The sequence below is a fragment of the Pseudomonas sp. Sample_21 genome, assembly GCF_004307525.1.
GTDB lineage: Bacteria > Pseudomonadota > Gammaproteobacteria > Pseudomonadales > Pseudomonadaceae > Aquipseudomonas > Aquipseudomonas atacamensis.
The window spans coordinates 163,350-187,525 of the sequence record NZ_RCNZ01000036.1 but is presented as its reverse complement, the minus strand read 5'-3'; the positions used below and the strand labels follow the sequence as shown (position 1 = coordinate 187,525).

The 24,176-nt window shown below is 61.1% G+C and carries 19 protein-coding genes; 1 reads left to right on the top strand and 18 read right to left on the bottom strand.

The features are described from left to right. Positions 1-112 precede the first annotated feature (112 nt). The 18 genes from D8U71_RS05405 to D8U71_RS05320 all read right to left on the bottom strand — a co-directional run bounded on the left by D8U71_RS05405 (position 113) and on the right by D8U71_RS05320 (position 23,282). Positions 113-1,165, bottom strand: coding sequence for an autotransporter outer membrane beta-barrel domain-containing protein (locus D8U71_RS05405; protein ID WP_130887330.1), 1,053 nt, complete (start codon positions 1,163-1,165; stop codon positions 113-115). Positions 1,166-1,544: 379 nt separating this feature from the next. Next, the gene (locus D8U71_RS05400; RefSeq protein ID WP_016774637.1) at positions 1,545-2,327 is read right to left on the bottom strand and encodes an endonuclease/exonuclease/phosphatase family protein; all 783 of its coding nucleotides are present in this window, start codon (positions 2,325-2,327) and stop codon (positions 1,545-1,547) included. 198 nt (positions 2,328-2,525) lie between these two features. Beyond that, positions 2,526-3,284, bottom strand: coding sequence for a PIG-L family deacetylase (locus D8U71_RS05395; protein WP_016774638.1), 759 nt, complete (start codon positions 3,282-3,284; stop codon positions 2,526-2,528). A 178-nt stretch (positions 3,285-3,462) separates the two neighbouring features. Beyond that, complete coding sequence (locus D8U71_RS05390; RefSeq protein ID WP_130887329.1) at positions 3,463-4,122, bottom strand: glycosyltransferase; 660 nt, start codon at positions 4,120-4,122, stop codon at positions 3,463-3,465. Continuing rightward, positions 4,119-4,718, bottom strand: coding sequence for an SAM-dependent methyltransferase (locus D8U71_RS05385; protein WP_125916202.1), 600 nt, complete (start codon positions 4,716-4,718; stop codon positions 4,119-4,121). Before D8U71_RS05385 ends, D8U71_RS05390 begins: the two co-directional genes overlap by 4 nt. After that, a complete protein-coding gene (locus D8U71_RS05380) occupies positions 4,715-5,473 on the bottom strand; it encodes a PIG-L family deacetylase (protein WP_130887328.1) in 759 nt (252 codons plus the stop codon). The genes D8U71_RS05385 and D8U71_RS05380 overlap by 4 nt, the downstream gene beginning before the upstream one ends. Next, positions 5,470-6,468: an acyl-CoA dehydrogenase gene (locus tag D8U71_RS05375; RefSeq protein ID WP_130887327.1), complete on the bottom strand. Its 999-nt coding sequence runs from the start codon at positions 6,466-6,468 to the stop codon at positions 5,470-5,472. The genes D8U71_RS05380 and D8U71_RS05375 overlap by 4 nt, the downstream gene beginning before the upstream one ends. Position 6,469: 1 nt before the next feature. Then, a complete protein-coding gene (gene glgX / locus D8U71_RS05370; RefSeq protein WP_041480983.1) occupies positions 6,470-8,629 on the bottom strand; it encodes a glycogen debranching protein GlgX in 2,160 nt (719 codons plus the stop codon). Between the two features lie 239 nt (positions 8,630-8,868). Continuing rightward, entirely contained in the window at positions 8,869-9,207 is a 339-nt protein-coding gene (locus D8U71_RS05365; RefSeq protein WP_130887326.1) for a DUF2934 domain-containing protein, read from the bottom strand. Between the two features lie 21 nt (positions 9,208-9,228). Next, positions 9,229-12,003, bottom strand: coding sequence for a malto-oligosyltrehalose synthase (locus D8U71_RS05360; RefSeq protein ID WP_130887325.1), 2,775 nt, complete (start codon positions 12,001-12,003; stop codon positions 9,229-9,231). Beyond that, positions 12,000-14,078, bottom strand: a complete 2,079-nt coding sequence (gene malQ, locus D8U71_RS05355) for a 4-alpha-glucanotransferase (RefSeq protein ID WP_122692629.1) — start codon at positions 14,076-14,078, stop codon at positions 12,000-12,002. Before malQ ends, D8U71_RS05360 begins: the two co-directional genes overlap by 4 nt. Next, the gene (treZ, locus tag D8U71_RS05350) at positions 14,075-15,877 is read right to left on the bottom strand and encodes a malto-oligosyltrehalose trehalohydrolase (RefSeq protein WP_024012882.1); all 1,803 of its coding nucleotides are present in this window, start codon (positions 15,875-15,877) and stop codon (positions 14,075-14,077) included. The genes malQ and treZ overlap by 4 nt, the downstream gene beginning before the upstream one ends. A 17-nt stretch (positions 15,878-15,894) precedes the next feature. Further along, complete coding sequence (gene glgA / locus D8U71_RS05345; protein WP_016774645.1) at positions 15,895-17,481, bottom strand: glycogen synthase GlgA; 1,587 nt, start codon at positions 17,479-17,481, stop codon at positions 15,895-15,897. Between the two features lie 590 nt (positions 17,482-18,071). After that, positions 18,072-19,025 carry a D-2-hydroxyacid dehydrogenase family protein gene (locus D8U71_RS05340; protein WP_130887324.1) on the bottom strand — a complete coding sequence of 318 codons (954 nt, stop codon included), beginning with the start codon at positions 19,023-19,025 and terminating at the stop codon, positions 18,072-18,074. A 12-nt stretch (positions 19,026-19,037) separates the two neighbouring features. Further along, a complete protein-coding gene (locus D8U71_RS05335; RefSeq protein ID WP_130887323.1) occupies positions 19,038-20,084 on the bottom strand; it encodes an alpha/beta hydrolase in 1,047 nt (348 codons plus the stop codon). 86 nt (positions 20,085-20,170) lie between these two features. Continuing rightward, entirely contained in the window at positions 20,171-20,605 is a 435-nt protein-coding gene (locus D8U71_RS05330; protein WP_130887322.1) for a YqaA family protein, read from the bottom strand. Further along, positions 20,605-21,051, bottom strand: coding sequence for a DUF411 domain-containing protein (locus D8U71_RS05325; protein ID WP_041480975.1), 447 nt, complete (start codon positions 21,049-21,051; stop codon positions 20,605-20,607). Before D8U71_RS05325 ends, D8U71_RS05330 begins: the two co-directional genes overlap by 1 nt. A 239-nt stretch (positions 21,052-21,290) precedes the next feature. Continuing rightward, positions 21,291-23,282, bottom strand: a complete 1,992-nt coding sequence (locus D8U71_RS05320) for a methyl-accepting chemotaxis protein (RefSeq protein ID WP_122612245.1) — start codon at positions 23,280-23,282, stop codon at positions 21,291-21,293. 354 nt (positions 23,283-23,636) lie between these two features. Between D8U71_RS05320 and D8U71_RS05315 the strand changes: the two genes are divergently transcribed. Further along, positions 23,637-24,164 (top strand): hypothetical protein, encoded by a 528-nt coding sequence (locus D8U71_RS05315; protein ID WP_016774651.1) that lies wholly within the window; start codon positions 23,637-23,639, stop codon positions 24,162-24,164. Positions 24,165-24,176 lie beyond the last annotated feature (12 nt).

Sequence of the window (24,176 nt, the reverse complement as noted above, 5' to 3'; positions counted from 1 at the left end):
TGTGGGAGCGGGCTTGCCCGCGATGAGGCCGTCACATTCAGCATCTCTGTTGACTGAGATGCCGCCATCGCTGGCAAGCCAGCTCCCACAAGGTTTTTCAGTGATCAGCAGATCACCAGCGCATCCGCACGCCGAGGCTGCCGATGATCCCGTTCAAGTCATTGTCATCCACATCGCTGCTGTAATCGGCGCTCATGTACAGGTTTACCGCCGGTGTGACCCGCGCCACCAGACCCAAACCCAATTCCACTGTTGAAGACTTGCGGCTGCTGCTGATCTTGTCGACCTGATCGAGCGTCACCGTGCTGCCGGTGTAAACGGTGTGCCAAAGGTTGGTGCGCACGTAGGGTTCGACAGGCAACCCGTTCAAGTCATAACTGCCTTTCAATCGCGCACCGACGCGGCCACTCCACGCGGTCAGGTCGATGGAAGAGGCATTGCCCGAGCCGGCGTACGGAGCGTCGAGACTGATGCGCTGGTTGATCAGTTGTGCCTGCGGCTCGACCACCCAGTTTTCACTCAAGCCGATCGGGTAACCGCCTTCGACGGAAAAGGTCATCGCATTGCCTTCGGTGGCTTGCCGATTACCTTGCGCAGTGCGACTGAAGCCGCTGACCCGACCGCCGCTGGCCGACAGGTCGACGTGCCAGCCTTGCGCACCCACCAGACTGTAATAGGCGCCGAGGCTCTGGCCTTGCAGGTTGAGGCTGTCAGTGTTGCGGTCGGCGAGGGCACGTCGGGTCAGCGCACCATCGGCATTCAGCTGGACCTGATTGTCGCCACCTATAAGACCAAGGGTCTGAGTGGTCCCGTTAGCGCTTTTCAACGTGACTACGGCCGGACCTTTGAACTCACCAGCGGCCATCGCATAACCGGATGAAAGTGCGTCGGTCTGTGCTTGCCGAGCGCTTTTGCCGTACAGCTCGTCCCAGGCAGATGGGGCAAGATCCTCAGTGATCAGGCGCGAACTCTGCTGACTCAATGGCAGCGGTCCGGGTGTTATCACGGTTGCTGGCAGGGTCAGCACCGGTACGTCGGCGTGATACCACGCGGGTTCGTCCGCCGCAGATCCCGCATGCGCCTCCATGGACGAGCACAGCAGCAGTGAACCTGACACTGTGCAAAGAGTGATTTTCAGTTCGTGTGGGGTCAGTGAAGTTTTCATGGAGGTCTACCTTGCAAGCGCATGCGTCATCTCGTGTTTGGCGCCTCTCCTACCCCGAACGAGGGGCGACCGAATAGAGCGGGGCGAACCGCGGCTGCTCGATTTCGCGAGTGCCGGAAGGTCAGCCCCAGTAGTGATTCCGGGGGTAGTAAGGTAGAGATAAGAAGAGTGACGCCTGCGCGTCAAGAAAATGCACGATGAATGGCGTGCTTAAATCAGCCTTTGCAAGCGTTTGTTTTTCTGCACATAACTAAGTGGTTGTTTGCATGGAAAAACGCTTGGGAAGCAGGCGGCTGACGGTTTTTTGCCGCCGACGAAAGGTCCTTCCGAGCGTTGGTTGCCGGGAAGGCCTGTCATTTAATTGCTGTCAAAAACGCAGCTACAGGTGTACTTCAACTGCTAACGGCAGGTGATCCGAAAGATGCGTCCACGGCTTGTTGCCAAGAATCCTTGGATCGTGGCTACTGGCATTGCGCAGGTAGATCCGGTCAAGCCTCAGCAAGGGAAACCGCGCGGGATAGGTTTTCGCCGGGCGCCCATGATGGCGCTCAAAGGCTTCATGCAGATAATCGCGACGGGCGAGGGCGGCGTTGCCTTGCAACTGCCAGTCATTGAAATCGCCGGCGATGATCACCGGCGCATCGTCGGGTAGAGATTCAAGCAGCTGACAGAGCAGTTGCAACTGCAATTGCCGATGGCTTTCCAGCAGACTCAAATGCACACAGATCGCATGCACCTCGGCATGCCCGGGGACATCAAGAATGCAGTGCAACAGCCCGCGCCGTTCAGGCCCGGTGATCGACACGTCAAGGTTGCGATATTCGCGGATCGGGTATTTCGACAGCAGCGCGTTGCCGTGGTGGCCATCCGGGTAAACGGCGTTGCGCCCGTAGGCAAAATCGCTCCACATACTGTCGGCGAGGAATTCGTACTGCGACGTCTGCGGCCAGTCGTTGTAACGACTGGAGTGGCGTTCGTGCTCACCCACCACTTCCTGCAGAAACACCAGATCGGCCGAGGTACTGCGCATCGCTTCGCGCAGCTCCGGGAGAACGAACCGCCGATTCAGCGCGGTGAAGCCCTTGTGGGTGTTGACCGTGAGTACCCGCAGGCGATGAATGACTGGCGCGTCGACCGCTTGACGCTTGGGATCGCTGGACACGTTCACTCCTCTGAATTGGGCCATGCCTGTTCATGCGACTGGTTTGAGGGGGTGGCAGTTCCTTACGATGATTCACTGCTGGGCCAATGTGGGAGCGAGCCTGCTCGCGAAGACTTCATCACATTCAATACATCTGACACATGACACACCGCTTTCGCGAGCAGGCTCGCTCCCACAGGTATGTTGAGCTTCCGCCGTTCAGAAGAAGACGATTTCATACGGCAAGCGCATCCGCTCCAGCAGCACCGGCGGCAGCAGCGGGGCGATGCCGATGGCCGGTTCGCCCTTGAGCTGGCTGGCGTAAGCATGGGTGGCGTGGCTCTTGCGCGCGACTGTCCAGGTGTCGAGACGCAGCTTGCGCGCGCGTTCCCAGGGAATCATTTGCTGCTCGCGCTCCGGCCAGTGCCAGGCCCACACCGGCACATCGTGGTAGGTCGCCCCGGCTTTCTGCGCCGCGTCGAAACTGGCCCGGCCAACCACTTCATGGTCCGGCGGGCCATCCTTGCGCCAGGTACTGAACACTACGTCGCCCGGTCGCAGGTAACGGCCGATGAACTCGGTGAGCTGGCTTTGCTGATCACTCAGAGCATTGTCAGTAAAGCCGCCGCGCACCCACTTCAGGCTGTGCATGGGCAGGCCGAGGCGGCGCAGGGCTTCGACGCTTTCCTGCGGGCGGAACACGCTCAGACGTTGTTCCGACCACTGGCGCGAGCCGGGGTGGCTGGCGCTACCGTCGGTAATCGAGAGCAATTGCAGAGGATGGCCAAGGCTGGAGAGCAGTTGCAGCAGACCGCCGCAAGTGACTACTTCATCGCCCGGATGCGGGGCGATGACCACGGCGCGGGCGCCGGCGGGTACCAGGCTGTGGGTGTTGATGACGGGAATATTGTCGAGTTGCGGCGCGCTGTTCCAGATCTGTGCCGGCAGGCCGTGTTCGTTGAGCAATGACGATTTCATGAGTGCGACGTCCTTGTGGTATTTCGCCCTCAGTCGTGAGCAGCCAACGCTGATCGCGGCCTGTGAAGGCAAATGAATAGCAACGGTGCAGTGCTCCAACCCTTGGATTACTGCGAGGCAGAGTATTGCTCAAGACAGCCGATTCGTCGCGTCACAGATCAATCTGATCCGTAATTTTTTATTCCAGCTGTGCCAGATTGCGCAGAAAGTCACCGAACCCGCCCTTGGCCCGACTGTCGAGACGGGCGCTGGTGTGCACCTGCGGTCGGTGACTCCAGGCGATATTGGCGCCGCTGCGCTCCAGCGCACGCACCAGTTGCACATCCTCGTCACAGGTCAGCGGCTTGAAACCGCCGGCCAGGCGATAAGCCTCGGCGCTGACACCGAGGTTGGCGCCGTGAATGTGTCGATGGCCATCGCGGGCCTGATAATGGCGGTGATAGCGAATCTGCGCCGCCTCATCAATCGATTCGTGCCAGTGCTCGACAGTGACCGTGCCGCACACAGCATCAGCCTCCAGCCCCAGTTGCGCCGCCAGCCAGTCATCGGCGACGCGGCTGTCGGCGTCGGTGCAGGCGATCCAGCGGGCACCGCGCTCGAGCAACAGGCGCGCACCGGTGGCGCGGGCTTCGCCAACGTTGCGCGCATCGATCTGCAAGCTGAGCACTGGATAAGCGCTGACGATCTGCGCCGAGCCATCGCTGCAACTGTCGAGCACCACCAGTATTTCCACCGGCTCGCCGCCCAGTTGTGCATGCTGGCTGGCGCGCAACGCTGCACGCAGGCATTCATCAAGCAGCGCCTCTTCGTTGTGCGCCGGAATCACAATACCGATCAACGCAAGCCCTCCAGGGCCGCCACCGAGCGTGGCTCGCGGCTCCACAGTTCGAGAATGAAATCCGCTTCCTGATGCAGCACCAGACGCGGCAAAGCCAATTGATCGTGGATCTGATCGTGGACCTGCCGTGCATTCAGCGGGCAGCCCTCGATCGGCGGGCGCCAGTGGCAGGCCAGCAATTGGCCGTCGGCGGTCAGTGACTCACTGATCCGGCGAATCATTTCTGTCAGATCTTTTTCGTCGAGGTAGTAGCCGATTTCGCTGAATACAATCAGGTCGAATTTTTCCTCCGGCCATTCAGCCGGAAGGCGGCCCTGACGGACTTCGGCATGCTCGAAAATGCTTAAGCGAGTGCGCGCCAGCTTCACCGCCGCGCTCGCCGTGTCACAACACAACAGGCGGTCGCAGCGCGGGGCCAGCTCTGCACTCAGTTCGCCGTTGGCGCAGCCCGGTTCGAACACCGACCTGTAGCGCGGGCGGGGCAGGGCGGCGAGGGTGATCGCGCGCTTGCGCTGTTCGTACCAGCGCTGGCGGAACGCCCATGGGTCGTCATTGCCCGCGAACAGGCCGTCGAAATAGCGGTCATCGACGCTCACAGGAACACCACTTCAAAAGGTTGCAGCAAACGATCGAGCACATAGGGCGCGAGCACCGGCCCGAGGCCGACGTCGCGGTCGCCTTCCAACTGGCTGGCGAACGCGTGCGCGGCGTGGCGTTTTCGTGCGATTTGCGTCGGTGAAAGGAGGATCTTGCGCGCCCGCTCCCATGGCACCGTGGCGTCTTCCGGGGTTGCCCAGTGCCAGGTCCAGACCGGAAGTTCATGGCAGGTCGCACCAACGCGTCGCGCCGCTTCGACACTGGCGCGGCCGACGGCCTCGTGATCGCTGTGACCGTCCTGGCGCCAGGTCGTGAAAACCACGTCACTGGCATGCAGATAACCGGCGATGAATTCGCTCAACTCGGTTTCCTGCGCCGCCACTTGAGTATCGGTAAAACCGCCGCGCAGCCATTTCAGACTGTGCATCGGCAAGCCGAGGCGCCGCAGGGCTTCGGCTGATTCCTGCGGGCGCACCACGCTCAATCGCTCGACTGTCCAGCGCTGCGAGCCGGGGTGACTGGCGCTGCCATCGGTGACCGAAATCAACTGCAACGGCCGTCCGGCTGCCGCCAGCAACTGCATGATGCCGCCGCACCCGAGCACTTCGTCATCCGGGTGCGGCGCGATGATCACCGCTCGCGAGCCCAACGGTACCAAGTCAAGAATGTCGATGGCGGGCAGCTCGGCCAGACGCCGCGAAGCCTGCCATTGCTGCAATGAAGTGCCCTGGCCAACGATCGGGTTGGCTTTCATAACGCCCAGACCTCGCAGGACTGACCAGCAATCTGCTGGCCCAATGCAGCAAGGTCGCGTTCGGCATGACTCTGGCGCAGAAATACCGGCAGGTCGGCACTCAACCTGGCGAAATGCCGATCCTGACAGAACGGCCCGGCACCCAGCGCCCGGCCGACTTCGCGCATCACCTGTTCGGCAGACTGTTCGACCACGGCGCGGGCACGGCGGGCGAGCAATTCAGCGTCGGCCTCGGGCTGCGCATCGATTTGCAGCGCGCTGAAGCGCAACACATCGGCTGCCGCTTGCAGTGCTGTGTCAGTCGCACCGAGATGGGCGAGGGCGTGCGGTTCATCGCGTTGCGCGCAATGCTGACGCAGCCCTTCGGCAATCCGCCGTGAAGCGCCGTACCAGCAAGCCGCGATACCGATCCCGCCCTGCCAGAACCCCGGTCGTTGCAGGTAATCACCGGGGTTGCCGATGGCCTGCGCTTCGGCGTTGTCGAACAGCACTTCAACGCTGCCGGTGGCCGCCATGCCCACCGCTTGCCAGCCTTGATCGGTGATGGTCACGCCAGGTTGATCGAGTGCGACTGCAACCAATTGCTGCTGACCGTCCGCGTCCCATGCGGTAAGCAAGGCGTGGCTGAGCACCGCAGCGCCAGAGCACCAGGCCTTGCGCCCGTTCAGCGTCACCATATGCCCGGCCGGCGTGACTTTCACCCGTGCCTGCGGCGGTTCGGCGGCCCACATGCCCCACGTGCTGCCCGGGGTTGGCGTACCGCCCAATTGCTCGATGATCGCCAGCGCATCCGTGTGGCCTTCATAGAGTTTGCACAGGCCTAAATCGTGTCCACCGACTTCCGAGAGACGCTGAAAGCGCTCCAGCGTGTGACCGCTGCCGGGTAACGGCAAGCGGTCGAGACCGGCCTCGACCATCGCCCTCAGGCAACGGCCGAGGGCGTTGGTGTCGGGGTAATCTGGCGGACGGCGGGCCAGATAATGTTGAAAGTCCATATCAATCTTCTTCGTCACGTTGCAGTTCAAACAACAGCAACGAACGCCCGGTCACCGAATATTCATGGCCGAATTCAAAGCGCTCCTGGCCGCGAATCGACGGCTGATTGGTGTCGATCATGCAGGTCCAGAAGCCGCCGTCCGGCACTTCCGGCAGGGTGAAGTTGACGATGTCGTGGTGTGCGTTGACCACCAGCAACAGGGTCGCGTCGGCACCTTTGCGGCGGATGCCGGTTTCCTGCGCGCGTCCGTCGAGCAGCATGCCGAGGCAGCGGTTGTGCGCATCGTGCCAGTGCTCGGTGGTCATCTCGGTGGCGTCCGGTGCCAGCCAGGTCACGTCCTTGACGCCGATGTCTTCGTTGTACTCGCCGACCAGGAAGCGTCCGCGACGCAGGATCGGATAAGTCAGGCGCAGCTTGATCAGGCGTTTGACGAACTTGAGCAGGGCCTTGCCGTCCTCGCTCAGATCCCAATTGACCCAGCCGATCTCGCTGTCCTGGCAATAGGCGTTGTTGTTGCCGTCCTGGGTGCGGGCGAACTCGTCACCGGCAACGATCATCGGTGTGCCCTGGGCCAGCAGCAGGGTGGCGAAGAAGTTGCGCATCTGCCGATGGCGCAAAGCGTTGATTTCCGGATCGTCGGTCGGACCTTCGACGCCGTGGTTCCACGACAGGTTGTTGTTACTGCCGTCCTGGTTGTTCTCGTCGTTGGCTTCGTTGTGCTTGTCGTTGTACGAGACCAGATCGTTGAGGGTGAAACCGTCGTGGGCGGTGATGAAGTTCACCGACGAATACGGCCGGCGCCCGCGCTGGTTGAACATCTCACCGGAAGCGGTCATGCGGCTGGCGAAATCGGCAAGCTGAGCGTCGTCACCTTTCCAGAACGCACGCACGGTGTCGCGGAACTTGTCGTTCCATTCGACCCAGCCCGGCGGAAAGTTGCCGACCTGATAGCCGCCGGGGCCGCAGTCCCAAGGTTCGGCGATCATTTTCACCTGACGCAGCACCGGGTCCTGACGGCAGGCGACGAGGAAGCTGTGGCGCTCGTCGAAACCATCGTGGTAGCGGCCAAGAATGGTTGCCAAGTCGAAGCGGAAGCCATCGACGTGCATCTCACTGGCCCAGTAGCGCAGCGAGTCAGTGACCATTTGCAGCACGCACGGGTGGCTCAGGTCGAGCGTGTTACCGGTGCCGGAATCGTTGATGTAGTAGCGCTTGTCGTCCGGCATCAAGCGGTAGTAGGAGGCGTTGTCGATACCGCGCATCGACAGGGTCGGGCCTTGCTCGTTGCCTTCGGCGGTGTGGTTGTAGACCACGTCGAGAATGACTTCGAGGTTGGCATCGTGCAGATGCGCGACCATTTCCTTGAATTCGGCAATCTTGCCACTGGCCAGATAACGCGGGTCCGGGGCGAAGAACGCAATGCTGTTGTAGCCCCAGTAGTTGGTCATGCCCTTTTGCAGCAGATGCTGATCGTTGACGAAAGCATGGATCGGCAGCAGTTCGACAGAAGACACACCGAGCTTGCGAATGTGCTCGAGCACGTCGTCGACCATCAGACCGCCGAAAGTGCCACGCAGGTTTTCCGGCACCGACGGGTGACGCATGCTGATGCCGCGCACGTGGGTTTCATAGATGATGGTCTTGTCCCACGGCACGCTGACGCGATGGTCGTTGCCCCAGGTGTGCGCCGGGTCGATGACCTTGCACTTGGGCACGAATGGCGCGCTGTCACGCTCGTCGAAACTGAGGTCGGCGTCGGGGTGGCCGATGGTGTAGCCGAACAGCGCCTCCGACCATTTCAGTTCGCCGACCAATTGCTTGGCGTACGGGTCGATCAGCAGTTTGTTGTGGTTGAAGCGGTGACCATTGGCCGGGTCATAAGGACCATAAACGCGGTAGCCGTAGATCAAGCCAGGGTGCGCATCCGGCAGGTAGCCGTGGTAGATCTCATCGGTGTATTCCGGCAGCTCGATGCGTTCGAGTTCGACCTCGCCGGCATCGTCGAAAATGCACAGCTCGACCTTGGTGGCGTTGGCGGAAAACAGAGCAAAGTTCACCCCCAGACCATCCCAGGTCGCACCGAGTGGGAAGGGCAGGCCTTCCCTGATTCTCGACGGCTCGGCGTGCGCAGCGGGTTCGGCTTTCTTTGGACGGGTCATGATTGCTCCTGCAAAAAAACGGGACAGTTCAGGCAATGAGATTTCCTTGTGGGAGCGAGCCTGCTCGCGAAAGCGTCGGTACATTCGACATTTTCACCAACTGACCTAGCGCTTTCGCGAGCAGGCTCGCTCCCACAGGGTTGTGTGTTGTTCCCAATAAGGGACTTTCTTCGGGGCGCAAGAACCCCTTGTGGCGAGCACGCTCGCCACACAGTCATTCAGTTCAAAAATGGATCGGGTCAGTTCGCCGGAGGCTTCTTCGCTGCTCGCGGCTTTTTCTCGGTAGCCTTTTCGCCCGGCGGGACTACTTTGGGCGTGGCCGCCGGCTTGGCTTTCGCTGCCGGTTTGGCTTTGGCGGTTGCCGGTGTTTTGCCGTCGGTGCTTTTCGCTGCTGCGCCTGTAGTCTTGCCAGCCACTTTGCTGCCCGCCGCTTTCGGTGGCTTCTTGGGTGCCAGCGCTTCGGCCTCGGCCAGCTTGCGCGCCATTTCCCAATGACGTTCTTCGTGGCCTTCAGGTTTCCCTTCCGACTCCCAGATCTGATAGGCGAATTCGCGAATGCGTTTATCGTCGGTGCTCATCGCAATGCTCCTGAACTGAACTCATGCTTGTGTTAAGTGTTGGATAAAGAGATTGACCGGGACATCCCCCAGCGCTTCGCTGACATTCAGCTCCCTGTTTTGTGTGACTACGCTGCTGGCAAAAAGTCCCTTCAGGTTTGCATCCGAAGCGGCAGACGGTAAAACCACCCGCGTATCGCCCCAGCGCAGCGCATCGACCTGCGGGATGGCACTGTTTTCCAGCAACGTCGCGCAACGCACCGGCACTACCACGATGGCCCGCACGCCGTCGTGTTCACGCGCGAATGCCAAGACGTTGTGCGCCTGACTGCCCAGCACCTCCAATGGCTGGTAATCGCCTCGACGGAACAGCTCGCTGTGTTCCTTGCGCAGGTTCAACACCTCACTGATCAGCGCCTGTTTGATGCGCCCGTCACGCCATTCCTTAAGCAGTTCGGTACCCGGCACGGATGCCTGCAACGCTTGCTCGCGGGCGGCGTAATCCACCGGCCGGCGGTTGTCCGGGTCGACCAGACTGAAGTCCCAGTACTCGTTGCCCTGGTACAGATCCGGCACACCCGGCACGGTCATGCGCAGCAAGGTTTGCGCCAGCCCGTTGAGCGCGCCGGCAGCGGCGATGCTGTTGACGGTCTTGCTCAGCGCCGCACGCAGCAACTCGCCTTCTTCACCGGTCAGCAGCTTCTCCGTGAAAGCCTGGGCCGCGTTTTCATACGCTTCGTTCGGCGCGCTCCAGCTGCTTTGCAGCTTGGCTTCGCGCAGGGCTTTCTGTTGCCACTGCCAGATGCGCTTGGCGTAATCGGCGAAACCGGCCTGGTCTTCGTCCTGCAGGTCCAGCGGCCAACTGCCGAGCAATGCCTGATAGAGGATCAGTTCGTCGCCAGCGGAAGGCGCGTCATCTTCGATGCGCACCGGGCGGGCGAGGGCGCGCCACAGTTCGACCTGATCGGCGTACCAATGGCTGCGTTCGCTGAGCACGGCCAGCCGGGCACGGGTGTCTTCGCCGCGCTTGTGGTCATGGGTGGCAGTCGCGAGCAGGTTGTCAGGAAACTCGGCCATGCGCTGTTGATTGACTTCATGGAACTCGCTGACCGGCGCGCTGAATTGCTCGGTGTTGTAACCGACATCATTGCGCGACAGCAGCACCGCCGAACGATACAGCGCGGTATCTTCCACGGCTTTGGCTGCTGCCGGCGAAGTCAGTTGCTGGAAACGCACGCAGGCATGCTTGAGGATCTTGCGCGAGCGCCCCCGTGGCTTGCGGCGCCAAGGCGTGCCGCCGAGCCAGCTGGCGACCGAGTCGAGCACTGGCCAGTCGGCTTCGCTGAGGGTTTGCCGCGCACCGTCCATGGCGTGCTGGAAAATCGCTTCGTCCTGCTCGGACCGGCCCATGGCGCTGATGTAAGTGCGATAAACCGGGAAGTGCACGATCAGCGCATGCAGCACGCGGCGAATCGCACCCAAGGTCAGGTCGCGGGTCATCAGGTCATCTCGCGCGACTTGATGCAGGGCCTGCGCGACACTTTCAAAGTCGCTGGCCAGCGAGCCGTTGAGGATCTGCTGGCGGGCCAGTTGCGCTTCTTCCATGAACGCTGCCGGGCGCTCGGTGCGGCGCTGCCAGAGTTCGCCAAGCACGTGTTCGCCGTCCGGGTCGTGTTGCAGCAGCGACAGCTGGTTCATGAACTCGTAACCGGTGGTGCCGTCGACGCTCCAGTCGCGGCGCAGGGTTTCGCCCTCGCCGAGGATCTTCTCGACATAGATCGGCAGGTGACGTCCCGGCGCCAAGTGATCAAGGCGACGGCGCAATTTGCGGCAGTAGCCACGCGGGTCGGCGAGGCCGTCGATGTGGTCGATGCGCAAGCCGTCGACCAGACCTTCTTCGACCAATTGGAAAATTTTGCCGTGGGTCGCTTCGAACACCGCCGGACGCTCGACGCGCAGGCCGCCAAGCTCGTTGATGTCGAAGAAGCGCCGCCAGTTGATGTCGTCCGCCGCCGTGCGCCAACTGGCCAGGCGATAACTCTGCCGTTCCAGTAACTCGTGGAGCTTGTGGAAGCCTTCCTCGGTGGTGGAATCGTACTGTGCGAGGTTGCCTTCGATAGTCGCCAGAACACGCGGATCGCTGGCCAGCTCGCGCAACTCCTGCTTGAGCGGCATCGCCAGCGAATGTGCGTCGGTCTGGTAGCTGAGTGTGCTGAAGCGATCTGCCAGAGACTTCAGCGTGTCGTCGGACTTGAGCAGCTCGCCATAGTTGTTCGGGCAGATCGGGAAGTGGTGATCGTAGTGCTCAACGTAAAAAGTACCGGTCTGCGCGTTGAATTTGAGCTTAAGCGTGCCTTCCTGCAACGCCACGCCGTAATCACTGCCAAGGAACGGCAGCAGCAACTGGCCTTCCATCAACGGGTCCGGCGAGTGCCACTGAATGTCGAAGAATTCGCCGTACGGGCTCAGGCGTCCCCATTCGAGCAAGTCGAGCCACCACGGGTTGTCATTGCCGCCCACGGCCATGTGGTTGGAAACGATGTCGAGGATCAGGCCCATGTTGTGTTCACGCAGGGTGCTGACCAGTTGGCGCAACGCCGGCTCGCCGCCCAGTTCCGGATTGACCTGGGTCGGGTCGACCACGTCGTAGCCATGCATGGAACCGGCGCGCGCCGCCAGCAATGGCGAGGCATAGATATGGCTGATGCCGAGGCGGGCAAAGTACGGCACCAATGGCACCGCTTGTTCGAGGGTAAAACCTTTATGAAATTGCAGGCGCAAGGTGGCGCGCAGTGGCTGGATTTGCTGTTGATTCATTGGTCACGCTCAGAGGCTTGAAGGCGCGCGCAGGCCAGCAGTTCCAGGCGGCGGGCGGCATCGGGGCCGTCCAGCAACGCTTCGCTGGGACCGGGCAAACGTCGCGACCAGTTCGGATGTGAATCGGTGGTGCCAGGCAGATTCGGCTGTTCATCGATACCCAAGGCATCTTCCAGCGGCAGCAGCACCAGCGGCGCGCGGGTGTGGCCGAGGAAACGCACACTGGCATCGACCACTTGATCGGCTTCGTGGGACTCTTCGCGGAAATTCTGCGGATCCTGGCGCAGTGCATCGCGCAGGCCTTCGCGTTCACGCTCGCGATGCCGACGCCAGTCGATTTCGCCGTTGGCATCGACCAGCCCAAGTCGTGCGTTCCAGTCGATATCGCGGCCATGCCACCAACCGTTGAGCGTCGGCAGGTCATGGGTGCTGGTGGTCGCCAGGGCATCATCCGGCCAGTCGAGAATCGGTTTGAAGCGGGTGTTATCCTGTTCGAACAACAGCACGCGCATGCCCAGGATTGACCGCGCGGCAAGTTTTTCCCGCAGGCCTTCCGGCACGGTGCCGAGGTCTTCGCCGAGCACGATGGCCTGATGCCGATGGGATTCCAGGGTCAGCAGGCGCAACATGTCGTCGAACGGGTAATACAGATAGGCGCCATCCGCCGGAGCGGCGCCGTTGGGAATCACCCACAGGCGTTGCAGGCCCATGACATGGTCGATACGCAAGCCACCGGCGTGGGCGAAGTTGGCGCGCAGCATGTCGATGAAGGCACGGAAACCGTTACGGATCAGCCCTTCAGGCGAGAACGCGGAAATGCCCCAACCCTGGCCGCTGCGATTGAGGATGTCCGGCGGCGCGCCCACGGTCAGCGAGGCGAGCAATTCATCCTGAAAACTCCAGGCCTGACTGCCGGCACCGTCAGCGCCGACGGCGAGGTCGGCGATCAGACCGATGCCCATGCCGGCACTGCGCGCAGCAGTTTGCGCTCGTTCGAGGCAGCGATGGATCAGCCATTGGCAGAAGGCGAAATAACCGATGCGCTCGGCATATTCCTCGGCAAACGCGCCGAGCGCTGCGCCGCGCGGGTCGTGCCAGTGCTCCGGCCATTCGCGCCAGTCGAGACTTTCGCCACGGGCGGCGCGCATTTCCTGAATCGCTTCAAAGCGGCAATGGTTCTCCAGCGCTTCGCCACCGGCGTGACGAAAACTGGCGAAGTCGGCGTGCAACGGATGCTCACCAGCGACAAAACCGTCATATAACGCTTGCAGCAGCTTCTGCTTTGCTTCGGCAGCGGTCGGCCAGTCGATCAGCTTGAGATTTTCCAGCTGCTCGAACTGCGCGGCCAGGCCACTGGCATCAATTGCATCACGCAACGCGCGTTCGCCGAGAATGCTCCCCGGCGCGGCATACAGTGAATTGAGAAACAAGCGGCTGGACGGCGAATAAGGGCTATAGCGGCCATTGTCGGCGCTGAACATCGCGTGCATCGGACTGATCGCCAGCGCATCGGCGCCACGTTCGCCCGCTACACGAACCAGTTCCTCCAGCGCCTGGGTGTCGCCAAAACCACCGTCACCCGGACGGCGTAGCGAATACAACTGGGCGCTCAGACCCCAGGCCCGCGGGATCGGGCTATCGACCGCATCGGCGACGCTGAAGCAGCGTTCAGGCGCCACGGCGAGCGTGAAATACTGATCGGCGATATGCACTTGCTGGTAACCGACCGGAATCAAGCCGGGCAACATGGCTTCGTTGTCCAGCTTCAGGTTCATCTGCGAGCCGTCTTCAAGATGGATTTCGCAGGGGGTTTCCGGTGAGAAATAGCGACTCAGGTCGAGGGCAACGCCCACGTCGCAGGTCAGCAGGGGCGGCAAATGGCGGTCTTGCTGGACTTCTTGCAATTCCAGCAGGCTGGCATCGATTTCTTGCGCGGTGCTGGCAGGGTGGCCGAGTCCGATCAGGACGTTGCGCAACACAGCAGGAGCGACTTTTTGCTGACGCCCGTTGGCGTCGATCCAGTCGACGGCAAGGCCGGCTCGACTGGCGAGTATTTCCAGTTGCGCATCGCTCATAGGCGCTCTCCATCCAGGGGGTGCATAACGGGTGCGGCCGTGAGGCTGACGAGCGCGGTGTACGCCGGCAGTTGGTTCGGGTCCGACAGTTCGATCGCGGCTGGCTGTTGAAACAGCCACTCGGTATCGGTCTGTGCAGGGTTGACCACTGGCGTGTCGCTGAGGTTCAGGTCAATTCGCAGCTCACTGCCGTTGCCCAGTCGCCAGCGTGCGCTGACCGCGCCATAGCCGAGCATCTGCGCGCCCAGAGCCTGGGTCCCGGAGAGGTTGGGAATGATGTATTGGTGCCGCAACTTGAGCAGTTGCCGATAGAGCTCTTGCGTCTCCTGTTGTAACGGCGTGCCACTGCCAACTAGTCGTGGCTGTGAGGCGCGGAAGGTTTCTTCGGCATTCGGATCGGGGATCTGTTCGCGCTTGTGCGGATCGGTAAAGGCACTGAATGCGGCGAACTCGTTGCGCCGACCTTCACGCACCAGTTCCGCCAGTTCACCGTGGTGGCTGGTAAAAAACAGGAATGGTTGCTCGGCGGCAAATTCATCGCCCATGAACATCAGCGGAATCATCGGCGACAGCAGCAACAACACCGTCGCCGCTTGTACCGCACGCGGGTCGGCGAGCTGATGCAGGCGTTCGCCAAAGGCACGGTTGCCGATCTGGTCATGGTTCTGCAGGAACAGCACGAAAGCAGTGGAGGGCAGATGTTCGCTCGGCTCGCCGCGAGGTTCGCCATGGCGAGTGATGTGGCCCTGGAACACGAAGCCCTGGCTCAGGCAGCGCACCAGTTGCTCGGTGGGCTGCGCGGCATAGTCGGCGTAATAGGCGTCGGTTTCGCCGGTCAGCAGCACGTGCAACGCGTTATGACCGTCGTCGTTCCACTGCGCGTCGTAATCGTTTTCCAGCAGACTCGACTGGTTCAGCTCGTTCTCGACGGTCAGCCAGACGTGCCGGGTCGGGTCGATCTGCTGGCGAATGCGCCGGGCCAGATCGCTGAGAAAGTCGGGATCTTCAATCGCGTGCACCGCATCCAGACGCAAACCGTCGAAACGGTATTCGAGCAGCCACATCAGCGCGTTTTCAATGAAGAACTCGCGCACTTCCGGGCGACGGAAGTCGATCGCCGCGCCCCAGGGCGTGTGCTTGTCCTCGCGGAAAAAGCCTTTGGCGTAACGATGCAGATAGTTACCGTCGGGACCGAAGTGGTTGTAGACGACGTCGAGAATCACCGCCAGGCCATGGCCGTGGGCGGTGTCGATCAGGTGTTTGAGTTGTTCCGGTGTGCCGTAGGAGGCTTGCGGTGCATAGGGCAGCACTCCGTCGTAGCCCCAGTTGCGATCACCGGGGAATTGCGCCAGCGGCATCAATTCGATGGCGGTAATGCCCAGCGCCACCAAGCGCGCCAGATGCTGTTCAACTTCGGCAAATCCACCGAGCGCACCGACGTGCAGCTCGTAAATCACCGCTTCGCTCCACGGCCGACCATTCCAGGTCGTGTGCCGCCATTGGTAGGCATGGGGATCGACCACCACACTGTGGCGGTCGAGGTCACCATCCTGCGCTCTGGAGGCCGGGTCCGGCACCTCCAGTTCGCCATCGATGCAGTAACGGTAGCGACTGCCCGCCGGGCAATTGGCCTTGATTACAAACCAACCGTCGCCCTGAGGCAGCATGGGCAACGATTTTCCATCTTCCAGTTCCACACTGACGTAGAACGCGTCAGGCGCCCACAACGCAAATTGCGTGTGCTCGGCATCCAGCATGATCGCGCCGTGGGGCCAGGTTTCTTGGGTCCTTGACGGCATTTTCTGCAACTCCCTGGTTATTTGTGGCTGGCTTTACCCAACGCCTTGGCGACCAGTTGTTCGTAAAGTTCGGCGTACGGTTCAACCGCTTTGCTCCAGTTGAACGGTGCAGCCATGGCGCGGCAGCGCATGGCATTGAGCAGTTCCGGGAAGGCGAAGACCTTGAACGCGCGGCTCAGGGCTTCCTTGTAGCTATCAACGGTGGACTCATCGAAGAGGAAACCGGTGACGCCGTTTTCAATGGTGTCGGCCAGACCGCCGGTGTTGCGCGCGACCGGCAGCGAGCCGAAACGCTGGGCGTACATTTGGCTCAAGCCGCAAGGTTCGTAACGCGAAGGCATCAGGAGGAAATCGCTGCCGGCGAACATGCGTCGGGCATCGGTCTCGTTGAAGCCGATGCGCACGCCGATCTGGCCAGGAAAGCGCAGGGCCAGTTCACGCATGGCTTGCTCTTCTTCCGGCTCGCCGCGACCAATGATCGCGATCTGACCACCGTTCTGCACGATGAACTCGGACACCGCTTCGGTGAGGTCGAGACCTTTCTGATAGACCAGGCGCGAAACCACGGCGAACAGCGGGCCGGTAGAGTCATTCAGGCCGAACAGCTCACGGACGTGGGCGGCGTTGACCGCTTTGCCTTCCCAGTCGCCGATGGCGAACGGGGCAAACAGGTGCGGGTCGGTCGCCGAATCCCAGCTCTCGTCGATGCCGTTCGGGATACCGCTGAGCAGGCCTTGCTGGGTCTTGGCGGCAAGGAAACCGTCGAGGCCACAGCCGAAGTCCGGGGTGGTGATTTCCTGAGCATACGTCGCGCTGACGGTGGTGATGTGGCTCGAATAGGCCATGCCGGCCTTGAGGAACGACATCTTGCCGTAGAACTCCATGCCTTCCTGTTGCAGGGCATGGGTGGGAATCCCCAGCTCCGGGCAGGAACCGAGGCTCGTCACGCCCTGGTAGGCAAGGTTGTGAATGGTGAACAGGGTGGGCGTGCGCTGCCCGCGCCAGTGCATGTAAGCGGGCGCGAGTCCAGCCGGCCAGTCATGGGCGTGCACCAGATCCGGGCGCCAGTGAATTTGCGCAAGATTGGCGGCGATATCGGCAGCGGCCAGGCCGAGACGGGCGAAACGGATATGGTTGTCCGGCCAGTCGCGACCGTTGTTGGCGCCGTAAGGGCCACCTTCACGCTCGTAGAGTTCAGGGCAGATCAACACGTAGATCACCAGACCATCGGGCATGTCCATGCGCCCGATCTTGCAAGGTGGCAGCGCGGCGTGGCCACCCAGCTCGCCGATGATGTGAATCGGGTTTTCGCTGTGCACCACTTGCGGATAACCGGGAATCAGCACCCGCACATCATGCAGATGGGCCATGGCCCGGGGCAGGGCGGCGGAGACGTCACCGAGGCCGCCGGTCTTGACCAGATCGGCGATTTCCGAAGTCACGAACAACACTTTTTTCTTGTTGGGATTCTGGCTTGCTACCGGAGCAAGCGTCTTGGTGCCGGGTACGTTGATCTGTCGGCTGCCGGGAACACTGATGGTGCTCGATTCTCCAAGCGACTGGTGAGCACGCTCTCCCTGAATATCCAATGCCGCACTGATCATATGTATCTCCCGTGTGTGATCTGATTCTTGTCTCGAACAAGCTGTTTCGTGGCCAAGTCCTGTGGCCGGGCGCAAAGGCGCCACGCATCGGTGAGCAAATGCTGACCCAACACGCGCAAGCAGAATGGGTGGTGAGGCCGTTGCAAGGATTACACCAGTCGCTTTCGCCCAGTTGTTCTGATGACCTGTGGCGTGAAGCAAAAGTTTCGACTTTTTTTCGTCGGTATGACCGAGTGGTTTGGCCACTGAAAAATGAGTCTAGGCCAGATCCTAGAGCGGGTCGGGGCAAATGGGTAAATTGTTCGACAATCGGTTGTGTCGGGATGTAAGCGAGGGTCCAGGAGCGGAAACGCTCCGACGAAGGGCATGTTTTTCGGTCGGAGTGGGCCAAAACGGTGACTGGGTAGTCACGGTTTTGTGCTAGGGGACGGGCCGGTTGCACCGTTGTGGTGCGAGGGTATTTCAGAGCGGTATCTGAGATGAGACCTTCGCGAGCAGGCTCGCTCCCACATTGGAACGCGTACAACCTGTGGGAGCGAGCCTGCTCGCGAAGAGGCCTGTTGCAGCAACTGAACTTTAAAGCGATGCAATCAATTCAACAGACGCACCGGCTCCCCAGCTGCCCAACCCTGAATATCCTCGATCATCTGCCGGAAGAACTGTTCGTAATTCTGCCGACTGACATAGCCCACATGGGGGGTAGCGAGGACATTGTCCAGCGTGCGAAACGGGTGCAGGGCCGGCAAAGGCTCTTGCTCGAACACGTCCAGCGCTGCCCCGGCAATGCGCCGTTTCTGTAGTGCCTTGATCAACGCCGCTTCATCGACGATCGGCCCGCGTGCGGTGTTGACCAGCAGCGCGCTCGGTTTCATCCATTCCAGCGCCTGGGCATCGACCAGGCCGCGACTGCGTTCGCTGAGCACCAGATGCACCGACAGCACATCGGCCTGTTCGAACAATTGCTGCTTGCTGACATACGTCACGCCGGCCTGTTCGGCGCGTTCGGCGGTGAGGTTCTCGCTCCAGGCGATCACCCGCATGCCGAACACCTGGCCAAACTGCGCGACCCGCTGGCCGATGCTGCCCAAACCCAGGATTCCCAGGGTCTTGCCGTGCAGATCGCCGCCGAGGCCCTGTTGCCACTGGCCGGCGCGCAGGGCATTGGCTTCCTTCACCAGATCACGGGTGGCCGCCATGATCAGCGCCCAGGTCAGTTCCGGTGCGGCATGTTTGTAACTGTCGGTGCCGCAGACCTTGATGCCCAGCGCTGCAGCGGCCGGCATGTCCAGCGCCGCATTGCGCATGCCGCCGGTGACCAGCAACTTCAGATTGGACAAGCGCCCGAGCAAGTCGGCGTCGAAACGCGTGCGTTCGCGCATGACGCAGATCACCTCGTACTGGCCGAGGCGCTCGGCCAGTGTCGCGTTGTCGGCCGGGTAATCATGCACAAAGGTCACTTCACCGATGCTCTCCAGCACGGACCAGTCGACCACGTCGCGTGCCACGTCCTGCCAGTCATCGATCACTGCAATCTGCACCGTCATCGGCTTACCTCATCATGGAGCGGAAGGAGTCTTGCCCAGCCAGCCGAGCAACGCCTGATGGAATTTCTCCGGTTCTTCCATTTGTGGCGCGTGGCCCATGCCCGGGAATTCGATCAGCGTCGACTGCGGAATCAACTTGGCGACCTGTTTGCCGAGCACCTCGTAGTGGCCGATTTTCGCTTTGACTTCCGGCGGTGCGAGGTCCTTGCCGATGGCGGTGGTGTCGGAGGTGCCGATCAGCAACAGGGTCGGCATCTTCAGGTCCTTGAACTCGTAGTACACCGGCTGGGTGAAGATCATGTCGTAGATCAGCGCCGAGTTCCACGCGACCTGGGTCTTGCCCGGACCTTTGCTCAGACCGGCGAGCATGTCGACCCAGCGATCGAATTCGGGCTTCCAGCGGCCGTCGTAATAAGTGGTGCGCTCATAGTCGCGAATGCCCTTGGCCGTGACCTTCAACTCACGCTGATACCACTGATCGACGGTGCGATAGGGAACACCGAGGGCTTTCCAGTCTTCCAGACCGATCGGGTTGACCATCGCCAATTGATCGACCTGCTCCGGGAACAGCAGCGCATAACGGGTGGCGAGCATGCCGCCGGTGGAGTGGCCGAGCACAGTGGCTTTCTGAATGCCCAACGCCTTGAGCAATTGCTGGGTGTTGGTCGCCAGTTGCTGGAAGCTGAACTGATAGTGCTCGGGTTTGCTGGAGGTGCAGAAGCCGATCTGATCCGGCGCAATCACGCGGTAGCCGGCATCGCTCAAGGCCTTGATCGAACTGTCCCAGGTCGCCGCGCAGAAATTCTTGCCGTGCATCAGCACCACGGTGCGGCCGTTGGCCTTGCCATTGGCGGCGACGTCCATGTAACCCATTTGCAGCTTCTGACCCTGGGATTCGAAGGCGAAGTGTTTAAGCGTGTAGGGGTATTGGAAGCCTTGCAGCTCCGGGCCGTAGGCAGGCCCTTCGGCGGGGGCGGTTTCAGTGGCCGCTTGCGCCATTAATGGCAGGGCAGCGCTGAGGACGAGGCCGGGCAGCCAGCGGGAAAGCGTGACGGACATAAGCACAAACTCCTTGAAAATTGGCCGACTCTGGAAGGTCGGGATTACGCCGACGTTAAACAAAGGCAATCACAGGAAGGGTTGGTTCAACCGAGCCAGCCCAGGGTCAGCAAGGCCAGCACGCCATAGCGCGCGCCTTTGGCCAGGGTGACGATCAACAGAAAGCGCCCGAGCGGTTCGCGCATGACGCCGGCAATCAAGGTCAGCGGATCGCCGATCACCGGCAGCCAACTGAGCAGCAGCGACCAATGCCCATAACGCTCGTAGTGCTTGCGTGCCTTGGCCATGTGCTTGGGATTGACCGGAAACCAGCGTCGATCCTGAAAGCGCTCGATGCCCCGTCCCAGCCACCAGTTGACCAGCGAACCGAGCACGTTGCCCAGCGTCGCCACCGCGAGCAAACCCCACAGCCAGTAACGCTCGCTGACGATCAGGCCGACCAGCAGCGCCTCGGACTGCAACGGCAACAATGTCGCCGCGCCAAACGCAGCAAAGAACAGGCCGAAGTAGGCTGCCCCCATCAACGGGCCGGGTAGTCCGCCACTACCACATCAGCGCCGTCCTTCTTCAGGCCGATGACCTGATACGCGTCGCTCATGCCGTCCATTTCCATGCCCGGTGAGCCCATTGGCATGCCCGGTGCAGCCACACCCAGCAGATCGTCGCGCTTGCTCAACGCAAGCACCTGATCGGCCGGCACATGGCCTTCGACGAATTTGCCATTGATGATCGCCGTGTGGCAGGACGCCAGACGCGGTGGTACGCCGTGCTGCTGTTTAAAGCTGCTCATGTCGCTTTCGACGTGATCTTCGACTTTGAAGCCATTGGCTTCGAGATGGCTGATCCACTTTTTGCAGCAGCCGCAATTGGCATCGCGGTGCACTTCGATCGGGATCAGTTCGGCGGCTTGCGCCAGGGAGGAGATGAACAGGGCGCTCAGGGCGAGCAGACGCAGTTGGCTTCGCATGGGAATGGGCTCTCGACTCGGTGAAGGTCAGCAAGAACGCATTTTGACCTGTTTTCCCGCTCCTACATCAACTGAGTGTTTCCAGTTGCTACAAAACACCCGAACCATTGTAGGAGTGAGTCTGCTCGCGAATGCGGTTGACCAGCCGCAGCTCCAGTGACTGAAAAATCGCTTTCGCGAGCAGGCTCGCTCCCACAGGGGATTGGCGTAAAGGCCAAATCCCCGTGGTCGCGGTTGGCTTAACTGACCTTGAACCGCCCCATGATCGCGCTCACGCGGCTGTTGGCTTCGAGCAACTGGCGGGTATTCAGCTCGCTGGCCTGGCCGCTCTGCACCAGTTCATCGACCATGTGGCGGATCTGCACCATGCTGCGGTTGATCTCTTCGGTCACTGCGCTTTGCTGTTCGGCGGCGGTGGCAATCTGCGTGCTGAGGCTGTTGATGTGGCTGACCGAACCGGCCATTTCGTCCAGCCCCGAGTTGACACGTGCGGTGGCGTCAGCGGCGGACTGGCAACTGGCCTGGGTGTTTTCCATGGCACTGACCGAGGAGCTCACGCCTTGGGTCAGACGGGTCAACATCTCGTTGATTTCCGAAGTGCTGGCCTGAGTGCGGGCGGCGAGGGCGCGGACTTCATCCGCCACCACCGCAAAGCCGCGCCCCTGTTCACCGGCACGTGCCGCCTCAATCGCCGCGTTGAGGGCGAGCAGGTTGGTCTGCCCGGCAATCGCACCGATCACGCCGAGGATCTCGGTGATGCGCTGGGCGTCCTGCTGCATGTTTTCAACTTTGTGTGTAGCGCTGGCCACTTCGTCGATCAGCGCGACCACGCTGTTGGTCGCTTCACCCACCACGACGCGCGAGCGATCGGCATTTTCATTGGCGCGCTGGGTGAACGCAGCGGTTTCAGCGGCATTCTGCGCCACGCTTTCAGCGGTGGAGCTCATTTCGGTAATGGCGGTGACGGTCTGGTCGGTTTCCGAGGCGTGACGCAGCAGAATCTGGCTGGTGTGCGCCGAAGTGCGCTGCAGATTATCGAGGCTGGAGGCCATGGCACCGGTGGCCTGGGTGACTTCGCCGATCATGTTCTGCAAATAGACGATGAAGGTGTTGACCGAATGGCCGATGGCACCCAGTTCGTCTTCGGCGCGAATGGTGATGCGGCGGGTCAGGTCGGCGTCACCGCTGGACAGTGAATCGATGTTGGCTTTCAGAGCCTTCATGCGTTGTACCAGTTTGCGAATCGCGTAAACCTGCAACAGCACCAGCAGGATCACCAGCGGAATCTGGATCAGGCTGAGACTGTTGAGCACATCGTCACGCTGGGCGGTGAGCATCTTGGTCGGCAGGGCGGTGGCGAGGAACCACGGTGTGCCCTCGATAGGGCGCATGAAGAAGGTGGCGTCTTCACCGTTGTTGTCGAACTCGACGCGTTGCGCTTTATCGCGGTTCTGCAGGCCGGTCTTGATCTGATTGATGAAGGTGGAGCTGGCCGCCAGTTCGCTGATGTTCTTCAGTACGATCGGACCGCTGATGCGCGAGCTGTTACTGATGATCTTGCCGTCAGCCTCGACGATGAGCATTTCGGCGTTGAGGTCTTTTTCCTTGCGCGCCACCAGGTCGTTGAAGAAGCCCAGGGTCACGTCGATGGTCGAAACGCCCCAGGCACTGCCGTTCTTGTAGATCGCCATGGCGCAGTTGGTGCGCGGCTCGGCACTCGCGTCGTCCTTATAGGCAGCGGCCCACGCGCACTGACCGCGCGGGGTGGCCATGCCGCCCTTGTGCCAGCTCTGGTCGTAGTAGTTCGGTGCGGCGTCGCTGTTCCAGAACGTATTGACCTTGAGCTGACCCGAGGCATCCCGGTGCCAGAAGGTGCTGAACTTGTTGCGGCCGGCTTCGCGCTGGCCGGGCAACGGCCAGATACCGCCGCCAAAGACTTTCAGTTCGCCGTACTGATCCACCAGCCCTGGCAACACCACGTCGATGGCTGCACTGTCGAGCAGGGGGATGGTCTGGGTGATACTGCGTTGCTGCGCCTGCACCTTGTTCAGTTCGCCCTGAATCTGCACGGCGACTTCGGCGATGCGGTTGAGCACGACCTTCTCTTCGGTATCGCGCAGGGTCGGTGCGACCAGTTGGCTGATGCCGACCACGGTCAGCACGGACAACAACAGGATGAACAGAATCAGAAACAGCGTGTAGCGAGCCTGAATAGTGCGCAGTGCGGGCATGGAACTGATCCTTGAGCGGCTTTTTTGTTGGAGGGCAGGAATAAAACAGGGCGGGTATCACAGCGTATCGTCGTTACGGGCGGAAGCTTTAGGTACTTGCGCGCCGAAAGAACTCCGGGCGATGACCGGTTGGTATCGGGATTGCTACATCTCGCGCAATCGCCACAGTTGTTACATCCTGATGACGGCGCTGAAGCAATGTTTGCGGGCCTTAAGCTCGGTGTCATGAATGTACGAGATTTGTAAAAAAGCGCACAAAAGGGTTGGTTGGATCAGGCGAAGCGGCCGATACTCGCGCCCATTCAATTGGTTGGGACAAGGACATTTCATGCTCATTGCACAAGGAATCCTCGCATGACGATCGGCTATACCGGCGCCTGGGAAAGCAAGGCGGGCGTAATGGTCCGTGATACCGGCGCGAAAAAGCAGGTTTCGCAGAGCGTCAAGGTGCAGCAGATGCTGACCCTGGTCGGCAACGATCCGAATGCGCTTAACGTCGCGGAGATGGACAAACAGGGTTTGCGCAAGCAGATCAAGGGCTTTGATCCAGCCAACGTCTCCGTCAAGCAGTTGGGCAACCTCAGCGAATTCCTGCGCGGGCGCGGCCTGATTTCCGAGATCACCTCGATCACCTTGCTCAATGCCGGCGACAAATTCGACCGCTTCGGCGTGCAGAAAGACCCGGAGGCGAAGTTCAACGCGCTGGAATATTTCGCCACGCAGCTCGATGCCATCCAGACCAACAGTCTCAATGGCAATTACTACGGCAAGAGCCTGATTCCCGAATTCAAGAAAGCCATTTACGTCCTGCAGAATCTCAAGACCTATGGCGAAGGCAATGCGGCAGTTCCGTCCGACAAAGGCCTGACGGCAAAGGCGTGACATCTGCCGATG

Coding starts and splice junctions, on each gene's coding strand:
- D8U71_RS05395 (WP_016774638.1), bottom strand. CDS start 3,284: ATGAAATCGTCATTGCTCAACGAACACGGCCTGCCGGCACAGATCTGG.
- glgA (WP_016774645.1), bottom strand. CDS start 17,481: ATGATCAGTGCGGCATTGGATATTCAGGGAGAGCGTGCTCACCAGTCG.
- treZ (WP_024012882.1), bottom strand. CDS start 15,877: ATGCCGTCAAGGACCCAAGAAACCTGGCCCCACGGCGCGATCATGCTG.
- D8U71_RS05335 (WP_130887323.1), bottom strand. CDS start 20,084: ATGTCCGTCACGCTTTCCCGCTGGCTGCCCGGCCTCGTCCTCAGCGCT.
- D8U71_RS05380 (WP_130887328.1), bottom strand. CDS start 5,473: ATGAAAGCCAACCCGATCGTTGGCCAGGGCACTTCATTGCAGCAATGG.
- D8U71_RS05325 (WP_041480975.1), bottom strand. CDS start 21,051: ATGCGAAGCCAACTGCGTCTGCTCGCCCTGAGCGCCCTGTTCATCTCC.
- D8U71_RS05375 (WP_130887327.1), bottom strand. CDS start 6,468: ATGGACTTTCAACATTATCTGGCCCGCCGTCCGCCAGATTACCCCGAC.
- D8U71_RS05405 (WP_130887330.1), bottom strand. CDS start 1,165: ATGAAAACTTCACTGACCCCACACGAACTGAAAATCACTCTTTGCACA.
- D8U71_RS05365 (WP_130887326.1), bottom strand. CDS start 9,207: ATGAGCACCGACGATAAACGCATTCGCGAATTCGCCTATCAGATCTGG.
- glgX (WP_041480983.1), bottom strand. CDS start 8,629: ATGACCCGTCCAAAGAAAGCCGAACCCGCTGCGCACGCCGAGCCGTCG.
- D8U71_RS05330 (WP_130887322.1), bottom strand. CDS start 20,605: ATGGGGGCAGCCTACTTCGGCCTGTTCTTTGCTGCGTTTGGCGCGGCG.
- D8U71_RS05320 (WP_122612245.1), bottom strand. CDS start 23,282: ATGCCCGCACTGCGCACTATTCAGGCTCGCTACACGCTGTTTCTGATT.
- D8U71_RS05360 (WP_130887325.1), bottom strand. CDS start 12,003: ATGAATCAACAGCAAATCCAGCCACTGCGCGCCACCTTGCGCCTGCAA.
- D8U71_RS05340 (WP_130887324.1), bottom strand. CDS start 19,025: ATGACGGTGCAGATTGCAGTGATCGATGACTGGCAGGACGTGGCACGC.
- malQ (WP_122692629.1), bottom strand. CDS start 14,078: ATGAGCGATGCGCAACTGGAAATACTCGCCAGTCGAGCCGGCCTTGCC.
- D8U71_RS05315 (WP_016774651.1), top strand. CDS start 23,637: ATGACGATCGGCTATACCGGCGCCTGGGAAAGCAAGGCGGGCGTAATG.